Source organism: Bradyrhizobium forestalis (assembly GCF_002795245.1).
GTDB classification, from domain to species: Bacteria; Pseudomonadota; Alphaproteobacteria; order Rhizobiales; family Xanthobacteraceae; genus Bradyrhizobium; species Bradyrhizobium forestalis.
In genome coordinates, this window is the sequence record NZ_PGVG01000002.1 from 94,426 (window position 1) to 112,136 (window position 17,711).

The window sequence follows — 17,711 nt, forward strand, 5'->3', positions numbered from 1 at the left end:
GACTTGAACCGCGCGCGCGGCTTTCTAGCACCCCCATGATCGAGAAAAATTACCAGCCCGCCGATATCGAAACCCGCATGTCCGTCGTGTGGGAGGACAGCCTTGCCTTCAAGGCCGGCCGACCCGACCGCCGTGATGCTGTGCCCTTTACCATCGTGATCCCGCCGCCGAACGTGACGGGCTCGCTGCACATGGGCCACGCCCTCAACAACACACTGCAGGACATTCTCTGCCGGTTCGAGCGCATGCGCGGCCGCGACGTGCTGTGGCAGCCCGGCACGGACCATGCCGGCATCGCCACCCAGATGGTGGTGGAGCGGCAGCTGATGGAGCGCCAGCAGCCGGGCCGCCGCGAGATGGGCCGCGAGAAGTTTCTGGAGCGGGTCTGGCAGTGGAAGGCCGAGAGCGGCGACACCATCATCAACCAGCTCAAGCGGCTCGGCGCGTCCTGCGACTGGTCGCGCGAGCGCTTTACCATGGACGAGGGCCTGTCGAAGGCCGTCGTCAAGGTGTTCGTCGAGCTGCACCGCGAGGGCCTGATCTACAAGGACAAGCGGCTGGTGAACTGGGACACCAAGCTCTTGACCGCGATCTCGGATCTCGAAGTGCAGCAGACCGAGGTCAAGGGCCACCTCTGGTATCTGCGCTATCCGATCGAGGGCAAGACGTTCAGCCCCGAGGATCCCGCGAGCTTCATCGTCGTCGCCACCACGCGCCCCGAGACCATGCTCGGCGATACCGGCGTGGCCGTGCATCCCGAGGATGAGCGCTATCGGAAGCTGATCGGCAAGAACGTCATCCTGCCGCTGGTCGGCCGCAAGATCCAGATCGTCGCCGACGACTATTCCGATCCGGAGAAGGGCTCGGGTGCGGTGAAAGTGACGCCGGCGCACGACTTCAACGACTTCGAGGTCGGCAATCGCCACGGCCTCCGCCGGATCAGCGTGATCGACAGGGAAGGCTGCCTCGATCTCCTCGACAACGAGGATTATCTGCGCGACCTCCCCGAAGGCGCCGGGCAATTCGCCGAGGAGTTCCACAAGGTCGACCGCTTCGTCGCGCGCAAGCGCATCGTCGAGCGGCTGGAATCGTTCGGCTTCGTCGAGCGGATCGAGCCGCACACGCACATGGTGCCGCATGGCGACCGTTCCGGCACGGTGATCGAGCCGTATTTGACCGACCAGTGGTATGTCGACGCCAAGACGCTGGCCAAGCCGGCGATCGCAGCGGTGCGTTCGGGCGAAACCACATTCGTGCCGAAGAACTGGGAGAAAACCTATTTCGACTGGATGGAGAACATCCAGCCCTGGTGCATCTCGCGCCAGCTCTGGTGGGGTCACCAGATCCCGGCCTGGTACGGTCCGGATGGCAAGGTGTTCGTCGCCGAGACCGAGGAAGAGGCGATCAGCCACGCGCTCGGCTACTATGTCGAGCAGGAGGTCATCACGGTCGAGCAGGGGCGCGAGATGGCGCTCGACCGCAACAAGCGCGAAGGCTTCATCACCCGTGACGAGGACGTGCTCGACACCTGGTTCTCCTCGGCGCTGTGGCCGTTCTCGACGCTCGGCTGGCCCGACGATACGCCCGAGGTGCAGCGCTACTATCCGACCAATGCGCTGGTCACCGGCTTCGACATCATCTTCTTCTGGGTTGCCCGCATGATGATGATGGGCCTGCACTTCATGAAGGAGGTGCCGTTCTCGACCGTCTACATCCACGCCCTCGTCCGCGACGAGAAGGGCGCCAAGATGTCGAAGTCGAAGGGCAATGTCATCGATCCCCTCAACCTGATCGACGAATACGGCGCGGACGCGCTGCGCTTCACGCTGGCCGCGATGGCGGCGCAGGGCCGCGACATCAAGCTCGCCACCAGCCGCGTCGAGGGCTACCGCAATTTCGCGACCAAGCTCTGGAATGCCTGTCGGTTCGCTGAGATGAACCACTGCGCCGTGCCTGAAGGCTTCGAGCCGGCGAAGGCGAAGGAGACGCTGAACCGCTGGATCGCGCATGAAAGCGCGCACACCACGCGTGAGGTGACCGAGGCAATCGAAGCCTATCGCTTCAACGATGCCGCAGGCAGCATCTACCGCTTCGTCTGGAACGTCTATTGCGACTGGTATGTCGAGCTCGCAAAGCCCGTGCTGCTCGGCCCGGACAGCCCCGCCAAGGACGAGACCCGCGCCATGGTCGCCTGGGCGCGCGACGAGATCCTCAAGCTGCTGCACCCCTTCATGCCCTTCATCACCGAAGAGCTGTGGGAGGTGACGGCCAAGCGCGACGGCCTGCTCGCATTGGCGCCGTGGCCGCTGAAGCCGGCTCAGCCTTCGCCGGAGCAACTCGCGATGCTCGCCGCAGCCGCCGGGCCGATCGATCCGCTGATCTCGCCGGCGCTGGTCATGCCGATCTTCGACCATGCCGATTTCACCGATCCCAAGGCGGAAGCCGAGATCGGCTGGGTGATCGACCTCATCACCCAGATCCGCTCGGTGCGTGCCGAGATGAACATCCCCCCGGCGACGCTGACGGCGCTGGTGCTCGCCAGCGCCTCGGCCGAGACCAGGGAGCGCGCGCCGCGCTGGACCGATGTCATCAAGCGCATGGCGCGGCTGTCGGATATTTCCTTCGCCGATCGCGCGCCTGACGGTGCGGTTCAGCTCCTGGTGCGCGGTGAGGTCGTCGCGCTGCCGCTGAAGGGCGTGATCGACGTCGCCGCCGAGCGCACGCGCCTCGACAAGGAGATCGGCAAGGCCGACGCCGACATCAAGCGCGCCGAATCCAAGCTGGCCAACGAGAAGTTCGTCGCCAACGCGGCCGAGGAGATCGTCGAGGAGGAGCGTGAAAAGCGCGAGGCCGCGCTGGCGCGCAAAGCCAAGCTGCTGGAGGCGCTGGAGCGGCTGAAGCAGGCGTCGTAGGCCTACTTCGGAAACGGCTTGCTGAGGAATTTCGAGCCCGTGATGCCATAGCGCCAGGGCAGCTCGACCGCCTTGGTGATGCCGATGCGGACGCCGGCCGCGACCTCCACATCCTCCGTCCGCGCATGCAGCGCGATCGGCGGTCGGTCGAGTGGCAGCGCATTGTGCACGATAGTGACGCCGAGCGCTTCGGTCAGCTTGCCTGGGCCCGAGCACAGCGTATGCACGTCCTGCAGATGCCGGCGTCGGCGCATCGCAGCCAAGCCATGCGTCGGCTCCAGCGCGCGGATCAGCACGGCGCTGGCCGAGCCTTGCTCCTCGCAGACGAAGTTCACGCACCAGTGGATGCCGTAGGAGCGATAGACATAAGCAAAACCGGGCGGGCCGAACATCACCTGGTTCCGCGGCGTCGGCCCGCGGTAGGAGTGTGCGGCCGGGTCGGTATGATGATAGGCCTCGACCTCGACGATGATCCCGCCGACGCCGTCGACCAGCATGGTGGCACCGATCAGGTCGGGCGCCACCTCGTGGACGCTGCGGCCGAAAAACGACCGCTTCAGCAGCTTGCCAAGCCGTGGGGATGAGGTCTTCGAGATTGGAGCCATTCGAGGAGAGAATCGCCTGAGAACAGAGCAGGATATTGCCCATATCTGCCATGTTCCCTGAAGCGGTGCGAGTTGGGTTGCGATGCTTGCCCAGACCGACTAGGTAGGACCTGAACAGACCGGACACCCCATGGTCGTTATTGTCGATACCATCTCGAACCCGCTGCGCCCGCGCCACCCCGAAAAGGTGAACCGGCCCGATTCCGCTTCGCCGCCGAAGCCGGACTGGATCCGTGTGCGCGCACCCAACACCCGCGGCTACGCCGACACCCGCAACATCGTACGGTCCAACGGCCTGCACACGGTGTGCGAGGAGGCGGGCTGCCCGAACATCGGCGAGTGCTGGGACAAGAAGCACGCGACCTTCATGATCATGGGTGACACCTGCACCCGGGCCTGCGCCTTCTGCAACGTCAAGACCGGCCTGCCGAATGCACTGGATGCGGCCGAGCCACAGCACGTCGCCGAGGCGACCGCCAAGCTGGGTCTTGCCCACGTCGTCATCACCTCGGTCGACCGCGACGATCTTGCCGATGGCGGTGCTGAGCACTTTGCCCAGACCATCCGCGCGATCCGGGCCGCGTGCCCGTCGACCACGATCGAGATCCTGACGCCCGATTTCCTGCGCAAGGAGGGGGCGCTCGAAATCGTCGTCGCGGCGAAGCCGGACGTGTTCAACCACAATCTCGAGACCGTGCCGTCGCGCTATCTCACGGTGCGGCCGGGCGCGCGCTATTTCCACTCGATCCGGCTGTTGCAGCGGGTCAAGGAGCTCGATCCCACCATCTTCACCAAGTCCGGCATCATGGTCGGCCTCGGCGAGGAGCGCCACGAGGTGCAGCAGGTGATGGACGATCTGCGCTCGGCCGAGGTCGATTTCCTCACCATTGGGCAATATCTGCAGCCGACCCGCAAGCATCACGCGGTGATGCGCTATGTGCCGCCGGACGAATTCTCGTCCTATGAAAAGATCGCCTACACCAAGGGCTTCCTGATGGTGTCGGCGAGCCCGCTCACCCGCTCGTCGCATCATGCCGGCGAGGATTTCGCGAGACTGAAGGCTGCGCGGGCAGCTCACGCCCGCTGACGTACCATGCATCGAGTTTCGAGCAAGCACCGTGTCAACCACAGCGCGTCCGAGATGTTTGATCTGGTCGCCGATGTCGAGCGCTACCCGGAGTTCGTGCCGCTGTGCAGCGCGCTGAAGGTGCGCCAGCGCATGGCGAAGCCCGACGGCACCGAGGTGCTGGTCGCCGACATGACGGTGTCGTTCAAGCTGGTCAAGGAATCCTTCACCAGCCGCGTGACGCTCGACCGCGCCAATCTGAAAATCCTGGTCGAATATCTGCAAGGTCCGTTCAGGAATCTGGAAAACCGGTGGACGTTCGAGCCCAAGGGCGAGGGCGTCTGCGACGTCGGATTCTTCCTCGCCTACGAATTCAAGAGCCGCATGCTGGCGATGCTGATGGGCTCGATGTTCGACGCTGCATTCGCGCGATTCTCCACAGCATTCGAGAAGCGGGCCGACGCGATCTACGGCCGGCCGAAGCTGGCGTCGACGTAGACTTTACGATCAGGCACGCTCTCGTGTCCCGGACGCGCCGCAACGCCCTTAGCGTTACTGCGCAGAGCCGGGACCCACGCTGCATGAACTGCCCTCGGAAGCATGGGCCCCGGCCCTGCAGCGCACCGCTCCCGGACGATGCTTCGCATCGCCTTGAGAGCGCTGCGCTGCGTCCGGGGCACGAGATCCTCGCTTCAATCCACCGCCTTCACCACATCCGGCGGCTGCGAGGCGTAGTACGCCGCGGCCTGCTCGATCTCCTGCGGCGTCATTGCACGCGCGATGTTGCGCATCTGCTGGCTGATGTCGTTGCGCCGTTCACCGGTCGCGAAGGCCTCGAGCTGCGCTTTCATGTAGGCATCGGACTGACCCTCCAGCCACGGGCTACCGGTCTTGTTGTCGAGGCTGCCATGGCAGGAACCGCAGGGCGCGATTCCGCGCATCGGCGCGCCATAAATGACGATGTTAGGTTTCGGTAGCTGCGGTGTCGGGTGATAGGCCGGTAGCCGCGGCAGATAGGCGTAATAATTAGAGAGATCGGCGATCTCCTGGTCGGTCAGGCCAACCGCAAACGGCGACATCACGGCATTGGTGCGCGCGCCCGAGCGGAAATCATGCAGCTCCTTGTAGATCACGGCCGCATACTGGCCGGCGAGATTGGGCGAGTCCGCGCGGCTGATGCCGGTGGGGCCGTGGCAGATCGCGCAACGCTGTGCCAGCGTCGCGCCGCGGCCGATCGCTTCCTGGCTCGATCGCGACAGCGTGCTCGACGTGAGCACGACCCCGGACAGGCGCCTGGTCTGCTCCGGCGCCGCCACGGTCGCCGTGCGCTGTGGCAGGCCGGCGGCACTGCAGATCGCATCCCAGACATTGGCGAACTGGACCCAGGGTTGCGCGAAGGGCAGCACGATGAAGCCGCCGATCGCGGTCACGATCAGAATCGCGGCGGTGACGCCGACACCCGTCGTGAAATGCCGGTTACGGAAGGTGAAGAGGTCGCGCGCGCTCATCACTGCGCTCCCACATAGACGGCCGGCACCGAGGTGCCTTCGTTCAGCGCCAGCGTCAGGATCGGGTAGCCGTAATTGGTGAGGGTGAGCGCGATCATCAGCCCCACCCACAACGCGTAGGTGTTGAGCGCGACCGGCACGGTCGCCGGCTGGTGCACGGCCAGCGCAAACCGGTAGGGGCCGGCGTCGGCCTGGGGTGCGCGCATGCCGCGCGCGAGAATGACCAGGAACAGAACGCCCGAGGTCAACAGCATGAAGCCGCCGACCGCGGAAAGGGTGACGGAGAGCGCCTGCGGCGCGATGGCGGGATCGCTGAAGTCAAAATAGGCCATGCGGCGCGGCATGCCGAGGATCCCGACCCAGTGCCAGGGGAAGGTGGTGACGATCATGCCGACGAACCACAGCCAGAGCTGGGTGCGGATCAGGCGGAGATCGATCAGCTCACGGCCGGTCAGATGCGGCCACAGATCATAGGCGATCGCAAAATACATGATCACGATGGCGCCGCCAAAGATCAGGTGGAAATGACCCGTGATCCACTGCGTGTTGTGGATGGACGCATCGAGCTGATAGCTCATGTTGATGAGGCCGCCGGCGCCGCCGAAGCCGAGCATGACGAAGGAGAACGCCAGCGCCAGCATCATCGGATTGTCCCAGGGCAGGGCCCTGATCCAGCCGAACAGGCCGCGCCCGCCGCGCAGGCGTGCGGCGATCTCGACCGAGGCGCAGATCGTGAAGACGGTCAGCAGCGTCGGCAGCGCCACCAACGCGGTGAAGGCGGAATGGATGAATTTGAAGCCGGCGCCGACCTGCGGGTCGGCGAAGGTGTGGTGCATGCCGATCGGCATCGCCACCACCAGGAACAGGATGAAGGAGATCCGTGCCATGGTGTCGGAGTAGACGCGGCCGCCGATCGCGCGCGGCACGATGGTGTAATAGGCGATGTAGGTCGGCATCAGCCAGAAATAGACGATGGCGTGCAGCGTCCAGGAGAAGAACACACGGGCGAGGCCAGCATCGATCGTGGCCTTCAGCCCCGCTGCGACCGGAATGATCTGCAAGAGCAGCTCGAGCGCGGCACCGACCGCGGTCCAGGCCCACAAATACGAGCCCGCGACATTGGCGAACATCGCGAGCGGCACCGGAGCGCCGGGATGGGCCTTGCGCCAGACGCGCAGGTTGATCGACATCAGCGCGACCCAGATCCAGGAGCCGACCACGACCAGCACGACGCCGAGATAGTAGAAGACGTTGCCGATCAGCGGCGGATAGAAGGTGTAGAGCACCGAGGCGCGGCCGAGCGCGATCGGGATCACCGCCATGATGCTGCCGGCGACGATCAGCCAGAATCCCGCCCAGGCCCAGCGCACGCCAACCAGCCGCTGCTCCAGCGCGGACTCGCTGATGGCATAGCCAAAAGCCATCGCGACCAGGGTCGGGAACACATAGCCCATCACCGTGCCATGCGCGGTCAGCGAGCGGTAATAGAGCTCGGGATTGGACAGCCAGGTGCCGATCGGGCTGCGGATGAACATCTGCCAGGCGCCGAGCGTGAGCGCGACGCCGAATACGGCGAAGGCCAGCCAGAAATGGGCAAGGATGAGCTTCTTATTGGCCAACACAGCTCAGCCTCCCGCCACCCTTCGCACGACCCGCGAATTCGGTCTTGTCGATCACCTTGACCTTGCCCCACATGCCCTCGTGGCCAAAACTGCAAAATTCCTGGCAGGGCATCAGATAGTCGCCTGTCTTCGCAAAGCGCATGAGCTGCTCGGAAATGTAACCCGGCACCAGCATGGTGTTGACGTTGGTGCCCTGGATCAGGATGCCGTGCACGACGTCGGCGCTGGTGGCGCGCAGCGTGATCGGCGTGTCCGCGGGCACCAGGATGCAGGCCGGCGTGAAGGAATATTGCTGGCCGATCGCGCGCACGGTCACATTGCCGTTGGCTTCCAGCACGCTGCCGAGATTGCTCTCGACGAACTCGCCGGAGAGATGCAAACGCGAGGGATCGGTGGTCTCGACGCGCGGCTGCGGCATGGTTGCGCGGTGGATTCCGGCGAATGCCGCGAGCAGCGCCATCATCACGATGATGATCACGGCAATGGTCGCCCAGCGCCGCTCGATGCGGGCCGCGACCTCGGCGCTGCCATGGGTTTCCTCTGCGCTCATTGCAGCGGCCCGCGCGGCAGGAAGACGAACAGGTAGAAGGCAAGCCACATCGCGACCACGCAGGCCGTGGCGATGCCGGCAAGCACGAGCGCACCGGACGGGCCTTGCGCGACGACCTCGTCGACCGCCTGGTCAGCGGCGGCTGGGCTGGTCGGCGGGTCGGAATTGATCATGGCGGATCTCTGGCATCTCTCAGTTCAGCGGCGCGGAGCGCAGCTCGTTGGCCTCGCGCGCCGAGACCGGCGTGCCGCGATTGCCCCAGGCGGTACGGATGTAGGACACGACCGCGGCGATCTCGTTGTCGGACAGCAATCCTGCGAAAGGCGGCATGCCGTAGGGCATCGGATTGCCCTTGGTGCCCGGCGGATAGCCGCCATTGAGCACCATGCGGATCGGATTGACCGCCGACTGCATCTCGATCGACTGGTTGTTGGCGAGCGGCGGCCAGTGCGGCGGCTTGCCTTCGCCCTGCGTGCCGTGACAGCTCGCGCAGTGCTTGTCGTAAACGGTCTTGCCGAGGCTGATCAGCAGGCTGCTCTCTGAGGTCGGCAACGTCGAGCTTGGCGGCGTCGGAGGCGAGGGCTCCGCAATGCTCTTGAGGTACACCGCCATCGCCCTGGTGTCCTCGTCGTTCAGATATTGCAGGCTGTTGTGCACGACCTCGGCCATCGGGCCGTAGACGACGCCGCGCATGGAAACGCCGGTCTGGAGCAGGTCGGTGATGTCCTTGATGCTCCAGTCGCCGAGCCCCGCCTCGCGATTTGACGTGAGCGATGGCGCGTACCAGTTCTGCATCGGGATCAGGCCGCCCTTGAAGGCATCCGATTGCGAGGTGCCGCCGAGCGCGTTGATCGGCGAATGGCACATGCCGCAATGGCCGAGGCCCTCGACCAGGTAGGCGCCGCGATTCCATTCCGCGGATTTAGTCGGGTCAGGTTTGAACTCGCCCTCTGAAAAGTACAGCGTGCGCCAGCCGAGGATCAGCTGGCGATTCGAATAGGGGAAGCGGAGATCGTGCTCACGATTCCGCTGGTTCACGGGCGGAATTGACTTCAGATAGGCGAAAATCGCCTCGGTATCGGCCCGCGTGACCTTGGTGTAGGAAGCAAAAGGCATCGCCGGATACATCAACCCGCCGTCCGGAAAGCGGCCATAGTGCATCGCCTTGTAGAAGTCTTCGGCAGTCCATTTGCCGATTCCGGTGTCGCGATCCGGCGTTATGTTGGAGGAGTACAGGGTGCCGAAAGGCGTCGGCATGGCACGTCCGCCGGCGAAGGTGCGCCCCTCCGGCGCCGTGTGGCAGGCGATGCAGTCGCCGGCGCGCGCCAGATATTCGCCGCGCGCGACGAGGCTGCCAGCGTCGGAGCCAGGCTTTGGCTGCGCCTCGGCGGACGAACCGGCGAAGAGCAGCAGCCAGACGGCAAGGATTCGTGAGCACGACCGCAATTCCGTCTCCTCAATCCGGTTCACTGCCGCAGGCGAACGGCAGCACGTACGTGCCCTTCGGCGCCGGCGCGATGTTCACGGGCGCTGGGCGGCTCGCGAGCCATGCCGCGACCGCCGTCACGTCTTCCTCGGTGAGCCGGGCAGCGACCTGCTGCATGCAGTCCGGCGCCTTCGCGGTGCGCGTGCCGTAACGCCACGCGCCCAACTGCGCGCTGATGTAGTTGGGGCGCAGTCCGAGCAGGCCCGGAATTCCCGGCTCCATGCCGGTCAAGGCGGGACCATGGCAGCTTCCGCATGCCGGAATCTGGCGCTGCGGATCGCCCCGCGACACCAGTGACTGGCCGTGCTGCAGCACCTCCTTGCTGGCATCGCTTGTTGCCACAGGGGGTAACGGCGGATGCTGATCCGCAAAATAGTCCGCCATCTGCTGCAGGTAGGGGTCGGGAAGGAATTCCAGCAAATAGTTCATCGGCGGATATTTTCGCCGGCCGTTCTTGAAGGCAAGAAGCTGGTTGTAAAGATAGCCGGCCGGCTTGCCGGCAAGCCGCGGGAAATAGACGTCGTTGGTGCCTTCGCCCTGATTGCCGTGACAGGGCGTACAGGCCTCGACCCGCGCCGCCATCGTGTCCGGCGGCTGGTTGGCCGTTTGTGCGACCGCACCATCAAACGCGGCCAAGGTGGCAATGGCGGTGGCCAGAGCAACGGTGCGAGCGAACAATCTCGTCACCCTCCAATAGACAGGACCGGTTGATTCCGGATCACAACGTAGCGGAGCATTATTGCGCCAATATGCTCTCGCGCAAGATCGGGTACGCGGGATGACGTTTGGTCGCGGCTTTCGCATGTGCGATCGCGATCGAATTCGACAAAACTTGCGTGCTTTTTGAAAACGAGACATGACGCTGTGGCCTCGCGGCAGTTCGTGCCCGAGGTTTGCGTGGTCGTGTCGCCCTCTTGGGTCAGAGGGCGCAGGGAAGACCGGGTGCCGGCCGGGCACCCACGGTCCACTGTGCGAAGATTGCGCTACGAGAAGCTGCACAGCGGCATACAGGTGAAGCCAAACATCCGGCCTTCCCTGCGCAGTGGTTTGACGGCTTATGCCGAGCTCTCCCCGGGGAGCGATGCACTATTGCCCCCGTCGCCTTGCAGATGATTGACGTGCGCACCCGGTCGGGCGACACACATCACCACAAGACTTGACGCACAGACCCCGGGCGTCAGGACGACACGGTTTTGCCGTACGCTAGATCACACCGGTCGTGTGCGCGATGGCTCATCGCTCACGGTTACCCGCCCTGCAATGCCCCTCGCGCCGATGTGACTAGCGTCCACCGCCGCTCACCCCGCATGTCGTGACGATCGCGATACGCCCCTCTGACCGGGATGAGGTAATGCACCAATACGCCAAAGCCGAAATTCGGTAAAGCGGAATATTTCGCGCGCGGCCATTGACCTGCCGGCTGGATGTTTTGCCCGACGGGCAACACAAGGTCTTGTAGCCTGGATGCAGCGCAAGCGAAATCCAGGGCCTTCGAGTCTGCGAGAGCGACTCCTGGATTGCGCTACGCTCCATCCAGGCTACGGGACCTGTGTTCCCCATCAATATCCTCCGGGATCATTTCGGAATTGCGCAACGACTTCCGCATCGATGATCAGGCTGCGCCTGCCGTCTCCGTCACCAAGGTCCTTGATGTCGCCAATCCTGCTGCACCGATCCTGGAATTGACGGTCAGTGCAAAGGCAAAGCCGTCCGATGCCGATGCGGTCAAGCAGCGCGTGCTCGATCATGCGAGCGCGCTGCTGGCGGCGGCCTGAGGCGCTTCAGCCCCGCGGCGATCGCGGCGGCCTGCGCTTGACCGCGTGCCGGCGCGGCGAGCGGGTCACGCGCGGGCGCAAGCGGCTGGCGGCGGTACGCTGCGGCTTGGCGGCGACTTGCGGCCCGCGGGCTAGGTCCATCAGCATGCGCAGCGCCTCGACCACCGAGCGGGCGCGCACCGCGCTGCGGCCGATTGCGCCGAAGCGGTGCTCGCGATGGATGATGCGGCCGTCGCGCGCGGCGGCGGCGAAGTGCACGAGGCCGACCGGCTTGCCGGGCGTGGCCCCGCCGGGGCCGGCGATGCCGGTGATGGCGACGGCGAGATCGACATCGGCGCGCTCCAGCGCGCCGATCGCCATCGCGGTTGCGGTCTCCTTGCTGACGGCGCCGAAATTCGCCAGCGTGCTCGCCTCGACTCCGAGCATCGCGCGCTTAGCGTCGTTGGAGTAGGTGACGAAGCCACGGTCAATGACGTCAGAGGAGCCGGGGATATCGGTCAGCGCGCCGGCAACGAGGCCGCCGGTGCAGGACTCCGCGGTCGCGATCGTCAGCTTGCGCATCCGGCACAAATCCAGCAGCGAGCGGGAGAGGGCGCGTGCGTCGCTGCCGCCCATGACCTACACGCCCCAGGGAAGGCGGATGGTGGCGCTCGCGGTGGCCGCGATGCCTTCCTCGCGGCCGGTGAAGCCGAGCCGCTCGCTGGTGGTCGCCTTCACCGCCACGCGCGAGATGTCGACGCCGGAAATCTCGGCGATGCGCGCGCGCATGGTGTCGCGCAAGGGACCGATCTTCGGCCGCTCGCAGATCAGCGTGACCTCGAGATTGGCGACGCGGCCGCCGCGCGCCGTGACGCGCTCGATGGCGTATCTCAGGAACTGGTCGGAGGAAGCCCCCTTCCACTTGGCATCGCTCGGCGGGAAGTGCGAGCCGATGTCGCCGTCGGCGAGGGCGCCGAGAATGGCGTCGACCAGCGCATGCAGGCCGACATCGCCGTCGGAATGGGCCAGGAAACCCTTGGTGTGCGGCACGCGCACGCCGCAGATCATGACATGGTCGCCTTCGCCGAAGGCATGCACGTCGTAGCCGGTTCCGGTCCTGATGTCGCCGAGCTGAGCGGCCAGGCGCGCTTCCTCGCGCACGAAATCCTCGGGAGTGGTGAGCTTCATATTGGCAACATCGCCTTCAAAGGTTGCGACCGTCAATCCCGCCCATTCGGCAATCGCGGCATCGTCGGTGAAATCCGAGCGTCCGTCCTTTGCCGCGCGACGATGCGCCTCGAGGATGACGTCGAAACGAAACGATTGCGGCGTCTGTGCGATTCGCAAGGACGCGCGGTCCGGCGTGTCCGCGACGTTGCCGCTTTCGCCGGTGACCTTGATGGTGTCGGTGACGGGAACAGTGGGGATCGCAGCACCAGTGCGGCTCGCCGCCTCGATCGCGCGCGAGATCACGCCTTCCGAGACGAAGGGACGCGCGGCGTCGTGGATCAGGACGATGTCGGGCTCGTGCTTCGCCAACGCTTCGAGGCCGGCGAGCACCGAAGCCTGCCGCGTCGCGCCGCCATTGGTCGGCGGCTCGTGCTTCAGCCCTGCGACCGCTGCGGTGAACATGGCGCTGTCGTCGGGGTTCACCACCGGCTGCACCGCGAAGATGTCGGCGTGGCGGCTGAAGGCTTCCATGGCGCGATAGATCACGGGCACACCGCCGATCTCGCGATATTGCTTCGGCCCGCCGGCGCCGGCGCGCAGGCCGCGTCCGGCCGCCACGAGGACGACAGCGGTGCGTTGTGATTTCGCCATAGGACTCAAATACTCAGTTGCTAATGAAAGAGCAGGGGGTGATTTGCCGGCATGCCTCTAGCACGGCAAGCCCGCAAAAAAAGGGGGTTTCCCCGGATTGTGGGAAAGAGCATTTTGCTGCACTGCACTTGAAAGATTTGCAGAATTGTCTAAACTGTAGGCATGACGCTTGACTGCACAAGAATTGTGCGCAAGATAGGTCATGGCAGGCGCGATGAGGCCCTGCCCAGTCAACGAGACCCCTGTGACCGGCTCGGCAGTATCCGGCTCTAAGCCGTTGAAAATTGGCGATATTGATGTCGCCACCCCGGTCTTCCTGGCACCGATGTCGGGTGTGACTGACTCGCCCGTTCGCCGGCTGGCCGCCGAGCTTGGGGCCGGTCTCGTCGTGTCCGAAATGACCGCGAGCGATGAGCTCGCCAATGGCCACCGGATGTCCCGGTTGCGCTGCGAAGCCACCGGCATCGGCCCCCATGTGGTCCAGCTCGCGGGCTGCGAGACGCGCTGGATGGCCGAAGGCGCCCGGATCGCCGAAGCCGAAGGCGCCGATATCATCGACATCAACATGGGCTGGCCCGCCCGCCACGTCACCGGCGGCCAGTCCGGCTCGGCCTTGATGCGCGACCTCGACCATGCGGTCAGCCTGATCGATGCGACGATCGCGGCGGTGAAAGTGCCGGTGACGCTGAAGATGCGGCTCGGCTGGGACGACCGCACCCGCAACGCGCCGGAGCTGGCGCGGCGCGCGGAGGCCGCCGGGGTCAAGCTCGTCACCGTTCATGGCCGCACCCGTTGCCAGTTCTACAAGGGCGAGGCCGATTGGGATGCGATCCGCGCCGTGCGCGAGGCCATCTCCGTCCCGCTCGTCGTCAACGGCGACATCACGTCCTACGAAAAGGCGCTCGCGGCATTGCAAGCCTCAGGCGCCGATGCCGTGATGATCGGCCGCGCTGCGCAGGGCCAGCCCTGGCTGCCCGGTCAGATCGGCCGCCGCCTGCAGGGCGGAGCTGAGGAAGCTGTGCCCTCGCTCGAGACGCAGCTGCATTATGTCCGCACGCTCTATGATGGCGTTTGTTCGCTCTATGGTCTGCGCATCGGACTGAGGCATGCTCGCAAGCATCTGGGCTGGGCGCTTGATGTCGCGGCGCAGGCGAGCCGTGCGCCGGCCGAGAAGCTGAAATCCTGGCGCCAAAAGATCCTGGTCTCGGAGGATCCGCGCCTCGTTCACAGTTCACTGCAAGACGCCTTCGACGACTTCGCATGGAGCGCTGCTGCATGAGCTCAGCCGCTGAACATCGTCGGCCGCTTCAGTCCGACAGCGACGCAATCCTGGATGCCTTACCCAATCCCGTGCTCATGATCGGGCCGGACGGCAAGATCGTTGCCGCCAATATCGCGACCGAAGCCTTCTTCGAGATCTCGACGCAGTTCCTGAAGCGGCAGTCGTTGAAGGAGCTGGTGCCGTTCGGCAGTCCCTTGCTGGCGCTGATCGACCAGGTGCGCTCGTCGAACTCGCCCGTCAACGAATACAAGGTCGATCTCGGCACGCCGCGCATGGGCGGCGACCGCCAGGTCGATCTGCACGTGGCGCCGCTCACCGAGCGGCCCGGCCACATCGTGGTGATGCTGCAGGAGCGCACCATCGCCGACAAGATGGATCGCCAGCTCACCCATCGCAGCGCCGCGCGCTCGGTGATAGCGCTAGCAGCAATGCTCGCGCACGAGATCAAGAACCCGCTCTCCGGCATTCGCGGCGCGGCGCAGCTCCTGGAGCAGCAGGCCTCGTCCGAGGACCGCATGCTGACGCGCCTGATCTGCGACGAGGCCGACCGCATCGTGACGCTGGTCGACCGCATGGAGGTGTTCGGCGACGAACGTCCCGTGGTGCGCGGCCCCGTCAACATCCATTCGGTGCTCGACCACGTGAAGCGGCTAGCGCAGTCGGGCTTTGCCCGCAACATCCGCTTCATCGAGGACTACGATCCCTCGTTGCCGCCGGTGCTGGCGAACCAGGACCAGCTGATCCAGGTGTTCCTCAATCTCGTGAAGAATGCCGCAGAAGCCCTGATCGACGTGCCCGACGCCGAGATCCAGCTCACCACCGCGTTCCGCCCCGGCGTGCGCCTGTCAGTCCCCGGTCAAAAATCCCGGGTATCCCTGCCGCTCGAATTCTGCGTGAGGGACAACGGACCTGGCGTGCCCGACGATCTCCTGCCCAACCTGTTCGACCCCTTCGTGACCACCAAGCAGACCGGCTCGGGTCTGGGCCTTGCGCTGGTCGCCAAGATCGTCGGCGATCACGGGGGCATCATCGAATGCGAATCTCAGCCGCGCAAGACCACCTTTCGCGTGCTGATGCCGATGTATTCCACGTCGGTGAAACATGCCGATCAAAGCAGTCGCGACGGCTCTGCCGGGAAGTCGTCGCCTGCGTCACAGGGGGCAAAATGAGGATCAACGATGCCCGCAGGTAGCATTCTCGTAGCCGATGACGACACCGCCATCCGCACCGTTCTCAATCAGGCACTATCCCGCGCCGGTTACGAGGTGCGGCTGACCGGCAATGCCGCAACGCTGTGGCGCTGGGTCAGCCAGGGCGAGGGCGATCTCGTCATCACCGACGTGGTGATGCCGGACGAAAACGCCTTCGACCTGTTGCCGCGGATCAAGAAGATGCGGCCGAATCTGCCCGTCATCGTCATGAGCGCGCAGAACACGTTCATGACGGCGATCCGAGCCTCCGAGCGCGGGGCTTACGAATATCTGCCAAAGCCCTTCGACCTCAAGGAGCTGATCGCCATCGTCGGCCGCGCGCTCGCCGAGCCGAAGGAGCGGTCCTCGACGCCGGACGAAGACGCCGAGATGGAGGCGATCCCGCTGGTCGGCCGTTCGCCGGCGATGCAGGAAATCTACCGCGTGCTGGCGCGCCTGATGCAGACCGACCTCACCGTGATGATCACGGGCGAGTCCGGCACCGGCAAGGAGCTCGTGGCGCGCGCGCTGCACGATTACGGCAAGCGCCGCAACGGCCCGTTCGTCGCCGTCAACATGGCGGCGATCCCGCGCGATCTCATCGAGTCCGAACTGTTCGGCCACGAGCGCGGTGCCTTCACCGGCGCCAACACCCGCGCCTCCGGCCGGTTCGAGCAGGCCGAAGGCGGAACGCTGTTCCTGGATGAGATCGGCGACATGCCGATGGAGGCGCAGACCCGCCTGCTGCGCGTCCTGCAGCAGGGCGAATACACCACGGTCGGCGGCCGCACCCCGATCAAGACCGACGTGCGCATCGTCGCAGCCTCGAACAAGGACCTGCGCGTCCTGATCCAGCAGGGCCTGTTCCGCGAAGATCTGTTCTTCCGCCTCAATGTCGTCCCGCTGCGGCTGCCGCCCTTGCGCGAGCGCATCGAGGACCTGCCGGATCTGGTGCGTCACTTCTTCACGCTGGCCGAGAAGGACGGCCTGCCGCCGAAGAAGCTGGATGCGCTGGCGCTGGAGCGGCTGAAGCAGCACCGCTGGCCCGGCAACGTGCGCGAGCTGGAAAATCTCGCCCGGCGCCTCGCCGCGCTCTATCCGCAGGACGTGATCACGGCCTCCGTCATCGACGGCGAGCTCGCGCCCCCCTCGGTCAGTCCGGGCGCCGCGGTCCAGCAGGGCGTCGACAATCTCGGCGGCGCCGTGGAGGCGTATCTGTCCTCGCACTTCCAGGGCTTTCCGAACGGCGTGCCGCCGCCCGGCCTCTATCACCGCATCCTCAAGGAGATCGAGGTGCCGCTGCTCACGGCCGCGCTCGCCGCCACCCGCGGCAACCAGATCCGCGCCGCGGACCTGCTCGGTCTCAACCGCAACACGCTGCGGAAGAAGATCCGGGACCTCGACATCCAGGTGTATCGGAGCGGGGGCTGATCTCTCGAAGCGGACGGTGGCTCAGCTCCCCCTACCAAGGCGGAGCTGAGCCTGTCCGGATCGCGCTGGCCGTTGTGGCTGACGCGGTGGGCAGAATTCCTGATAGGACCCAAATGTTCCGCTGGCGCACTCAAATGGGTTCGTTCGGCCGCAACGCGCGGCATCACATCTACCTGACCAGTCGGCCGGATGCCGGCATCACGCTGGCGAGATTCACCGGGGCCTGCTGAAGGGCGACGCCGTTGACCAGGAGGTCGGCGGCGACGATTAGCAGGAGAACGGCCGAAACCATCGTCGCGAGAAAGATCCTATCCATCCAGATCAAGCGGAATGGCGGGAATCCGTTCCGTCTAACCGGCATGTGCTTGTGGATTGCGCCGCCCCACCGCGGGGAGCACGCCGCGGAATTGTCGCAATTCGGCAACAATGTGGTACGAATACATCAGTATCCGCCCGTCGCGGACCCGTTTTCAGCACCACCATT

Annotated in this window: 17 protein-coding genes; 7 read left to right on the forward strand and 10 right to left on the reverse strand. The window is 65.2% G+C overall.

Features of this window, described 5'->3' with window-relative positions; translation table 11 throughout:
- Nucleotides 1-35: 35 nt before the first annotated feature.
- Nucleotides 36-2,912: a valine--tRNA ligase gene (locus tag CVM73_RS02745; protein WP_100230487.1), complete on the forward strand. Its 2,877-nt coding sequence runs from the start codon at nt 36-38 to the stop codon at nt 2,910-2,912.
- Between the two features lie 2 nt (nt 2,913-2,914).
- Here the strand turns inward: CVM73_RS02745 and CVM73_RS02750 are convergent, their stop codons facing one another.
- Nucleotides 2,915-3,517 (reverse strand): DNA-3-methyladenine glycosylase, encoded by a 603-nt coding sequence (locus CVM73_RS02750; protein WP_100230488.1) that lies wholly within the window; start codon nt 3,515-3,517, stop codon nt 2,915-2,917.
- 130 nt (nt 3,518-3,647) lie between these two features.
- Between CVM73_RS02750 and lipA the strand changes: the two genes are divergently transcribed.
- Together lipA and CVM73_RS02760 are read left to right on the forward strand one after the other, a co-directional pair.
- Entirely contained in the window at nt 3,648-4,604 is a 957-nt protein-coding gene (lipA, locus tag CVM73_RS02755; RefSeq protein WP_100230489.1) for a lipoyl synthase, read from the forward strand.
- Nucleotides 4,605-4,610: 6 nt separating this feature from the next.
- Nucleotides 4,611-5,081 carry a type II toxin-antitoxin system RatA family toxin gene (locus CVM73_RS02760; protein WP_027542754.1) on the forward strand — a complete coding sequence of 157 codons (471 nt, stop codon included), beginning with the start codon at nt 4,611-4,613 and terminating at the stop codon, nt 5,079-5,081.
- 194 nt (nt 5,082-5,275) lie between these two features.
- On the opposite strand, the gene CVM73_RS02765 is transcribed toward CVM73_RS02760, so the two are convergent.
- From CVM73_RS02765 to CVM73_RS02785, 6 genes are read right to left on the reverse strand one after another with little or no spacing between them, the layout of a single operon-like run.
- Entirely contained in the window at nt 5,276-6,091 is an 816-nt protein-coding gene (locus tag CVM73_RS02765) for a c-type cytochrome (protein WP_167406586.1), read from the reverse strand.
- Complete coding sequence (locus tag CVM73_RS02770; protein ID WP_100230491.1) at nt 6,091-7,713, reverse strand: b(o/a)3-type cytochrome-c oxidase subunit 1; 1,623 nt, start codon at nt 7,711-7,713, stop codon at nt 6,091-6,093. Before CVM73_RS02770 ends, CVM73_RS02765 begins: the two co-directional genes overlap by 1 nt.
- Nucleotides 7,700-8,263: a cupredoxin domain-containing protein gene (locus tag CVM73_RS02775; RefSeq protein ID WP_100230492.1), complete on the reverse strand. Its 564-nt coding sequence runs from the start codon at nt 8,261-8,263 to the stop codon at nt 7,700-7,702. Before CVM73_RS02775 ends, CVM73_RS02770 begins: the two co-directional genes overlap by 14 nt.
- Nucleotides 8,260-8,436, reverse strand: a complete 177-nt coding sequence (locus CVM73_RS39970; RefSeq protein ID WP_167406587.1) for a hypothetical protein — start codon at nt 8,434-8,436, stop codon at nt 8,260-8,262. The genes CVM73_RS02775 and CVM73_RS39970 overlap by 4 nt, the downstream gene beginning before the upstream one ends.
- A 19-nt stretch (nt 8,437-8,455) precedes the next feature.
- Nucleotides 8,456-9,709 carry a cytochrome c gene (locus CVM73_RS02780; RefSeq protein WP_100230493.1) on the reverse strand — a complete coding sequence of 418 codons (1,254 nt, stop codon included), beginning with the start codon at nt 9,707-9,709 and terminating at the stop codon, nt 8,456-8,458.
- Between the two features lie 10 nt (nt 9,710-9,719).
- Entirely contained in the window at nt 9,720-10,427 is a 708-nt protein-coding gene (locus CVM73_RS02785; RefSeq protein WP_100230494.1) for a c-type cytochrome, read from the reverse strand.
- Nucleotides 10,428-11,335: 908 nt separating this feature from the next.
- Between CVM73_RS02785 and CVM73_RS02795 the strand changes: the two genes are divergently transcribed.
- The gene (locus CVM73_RS02795) at nt 11,336-11,524 is read left to right on the forward strand and encodes a hypothetical protein (RefSeq protein ID WP_100230495.1); all 189 of its coding nucleotides are present in this window, start codon (nt 11,336-11,338) and stop codon (nt 11,522-11,524) included.
- A 6-nt stretch (nt 11,525-11,530) separates the two neighbouring features.
- Here the strand turns inward: CVM73_RS02795 and CVM73_RS02800 are convergent, their stop codons facing one another.
- Together CVM73_RS02800 and CVM73_RS02805 are read right to left on the reverse strand one after the other, a co-directional pair.
- Nucleotides 11,531-12,139 carry a CinA family protein gene (locus CVM73_RS02800; RefSeq protein ID WP_100230496.1) on the reverse strand — a complete coding sequence of 203 codons (609 nt, stop codon included), beginning with the start codon at nt 12,137-12,139 and terminating at the stop codon, nt 11,531-11,533.
- A 3-nt stretch (nt 12,140-12,142) separates the two neighbouring features.
- A complete protein-coding gene (locus CVM73_RS02805; protein ID WP_100230497.1) occupies nt 12,143-13,324 on the reverse strand; it encodes a bifunctional 2-C-methyl-D-erythritol 4-phosphate cytidylyltransferase/2-C-methyl-D-erythritol 2,4-cyclodiphosphate synthase in 1,182 nt (393 codons plus the stop codon).
- Between the two features lie 277 nt (nt 13,325-13,601).
- Between CVM73_RS02805 and dusB the strand changes: the two genes are divergently transcribed.
- From dusB to ntrC, 3 genes are read left to right on the forward strand one after another with little or no spacing between them, the layout of a single operon-like run.
- Entirely contained in the window at nt 13,602-14,603 is a 1,002-nt protein-coding gene (dusB, locus tag CVM73_RS02810; protein ID WP_208639165.1) for a tRNA dihydrouridine synthase DusB, read from the forward strand.
- Nucleotides 14,600-15,775 (forward strand): two-component system sensor histidine kinase NtrB, encoded by a 1,176-nt coding sequence (locus CVM73_RS02815; RefSeq protein WP_027573361.1) that lies wholly within the window; start codon nt 14,600-14,602, stop codon nt 15,773-15,775. Before dusB ends, CVM73_RS02815 begins: the two co-directional genes overlap by 4 nt.
- Nucleotides 15,776-15,784: 9 nt before the next feature.
- The gene (ntrC, locus tag CVM73_RS02820; RefSeq protein ID WP_100230498.1) at nt 15,785-17,227 is read left to right on the forward strand and encodes a nitrogen regulation protein NR(I); all 1,443 of its coding nucleotides are present in this window, start codon (nt 15,785-15,787) and stop codon (nt 17,225-17,227) included.
- 169 nt (nt 17,228-17,396) lie between these two features.
- Here ntrC and CVM73_RS39975 read toward each other — a convergent pair whose 3' ends face one another.
- Complete coding sequence (locus tag CVM73_RS39975; protein ID WP_167406588.1) at nt 17,397-17,543, reverse strand: hypothetical protein; 147 nt, start codon at nt 17,541-17,543, stop codon at nt 17,397-17,399.
- Between the last annotated feature and the right edge of the window lie 168 nt (nt 17,544-17,711).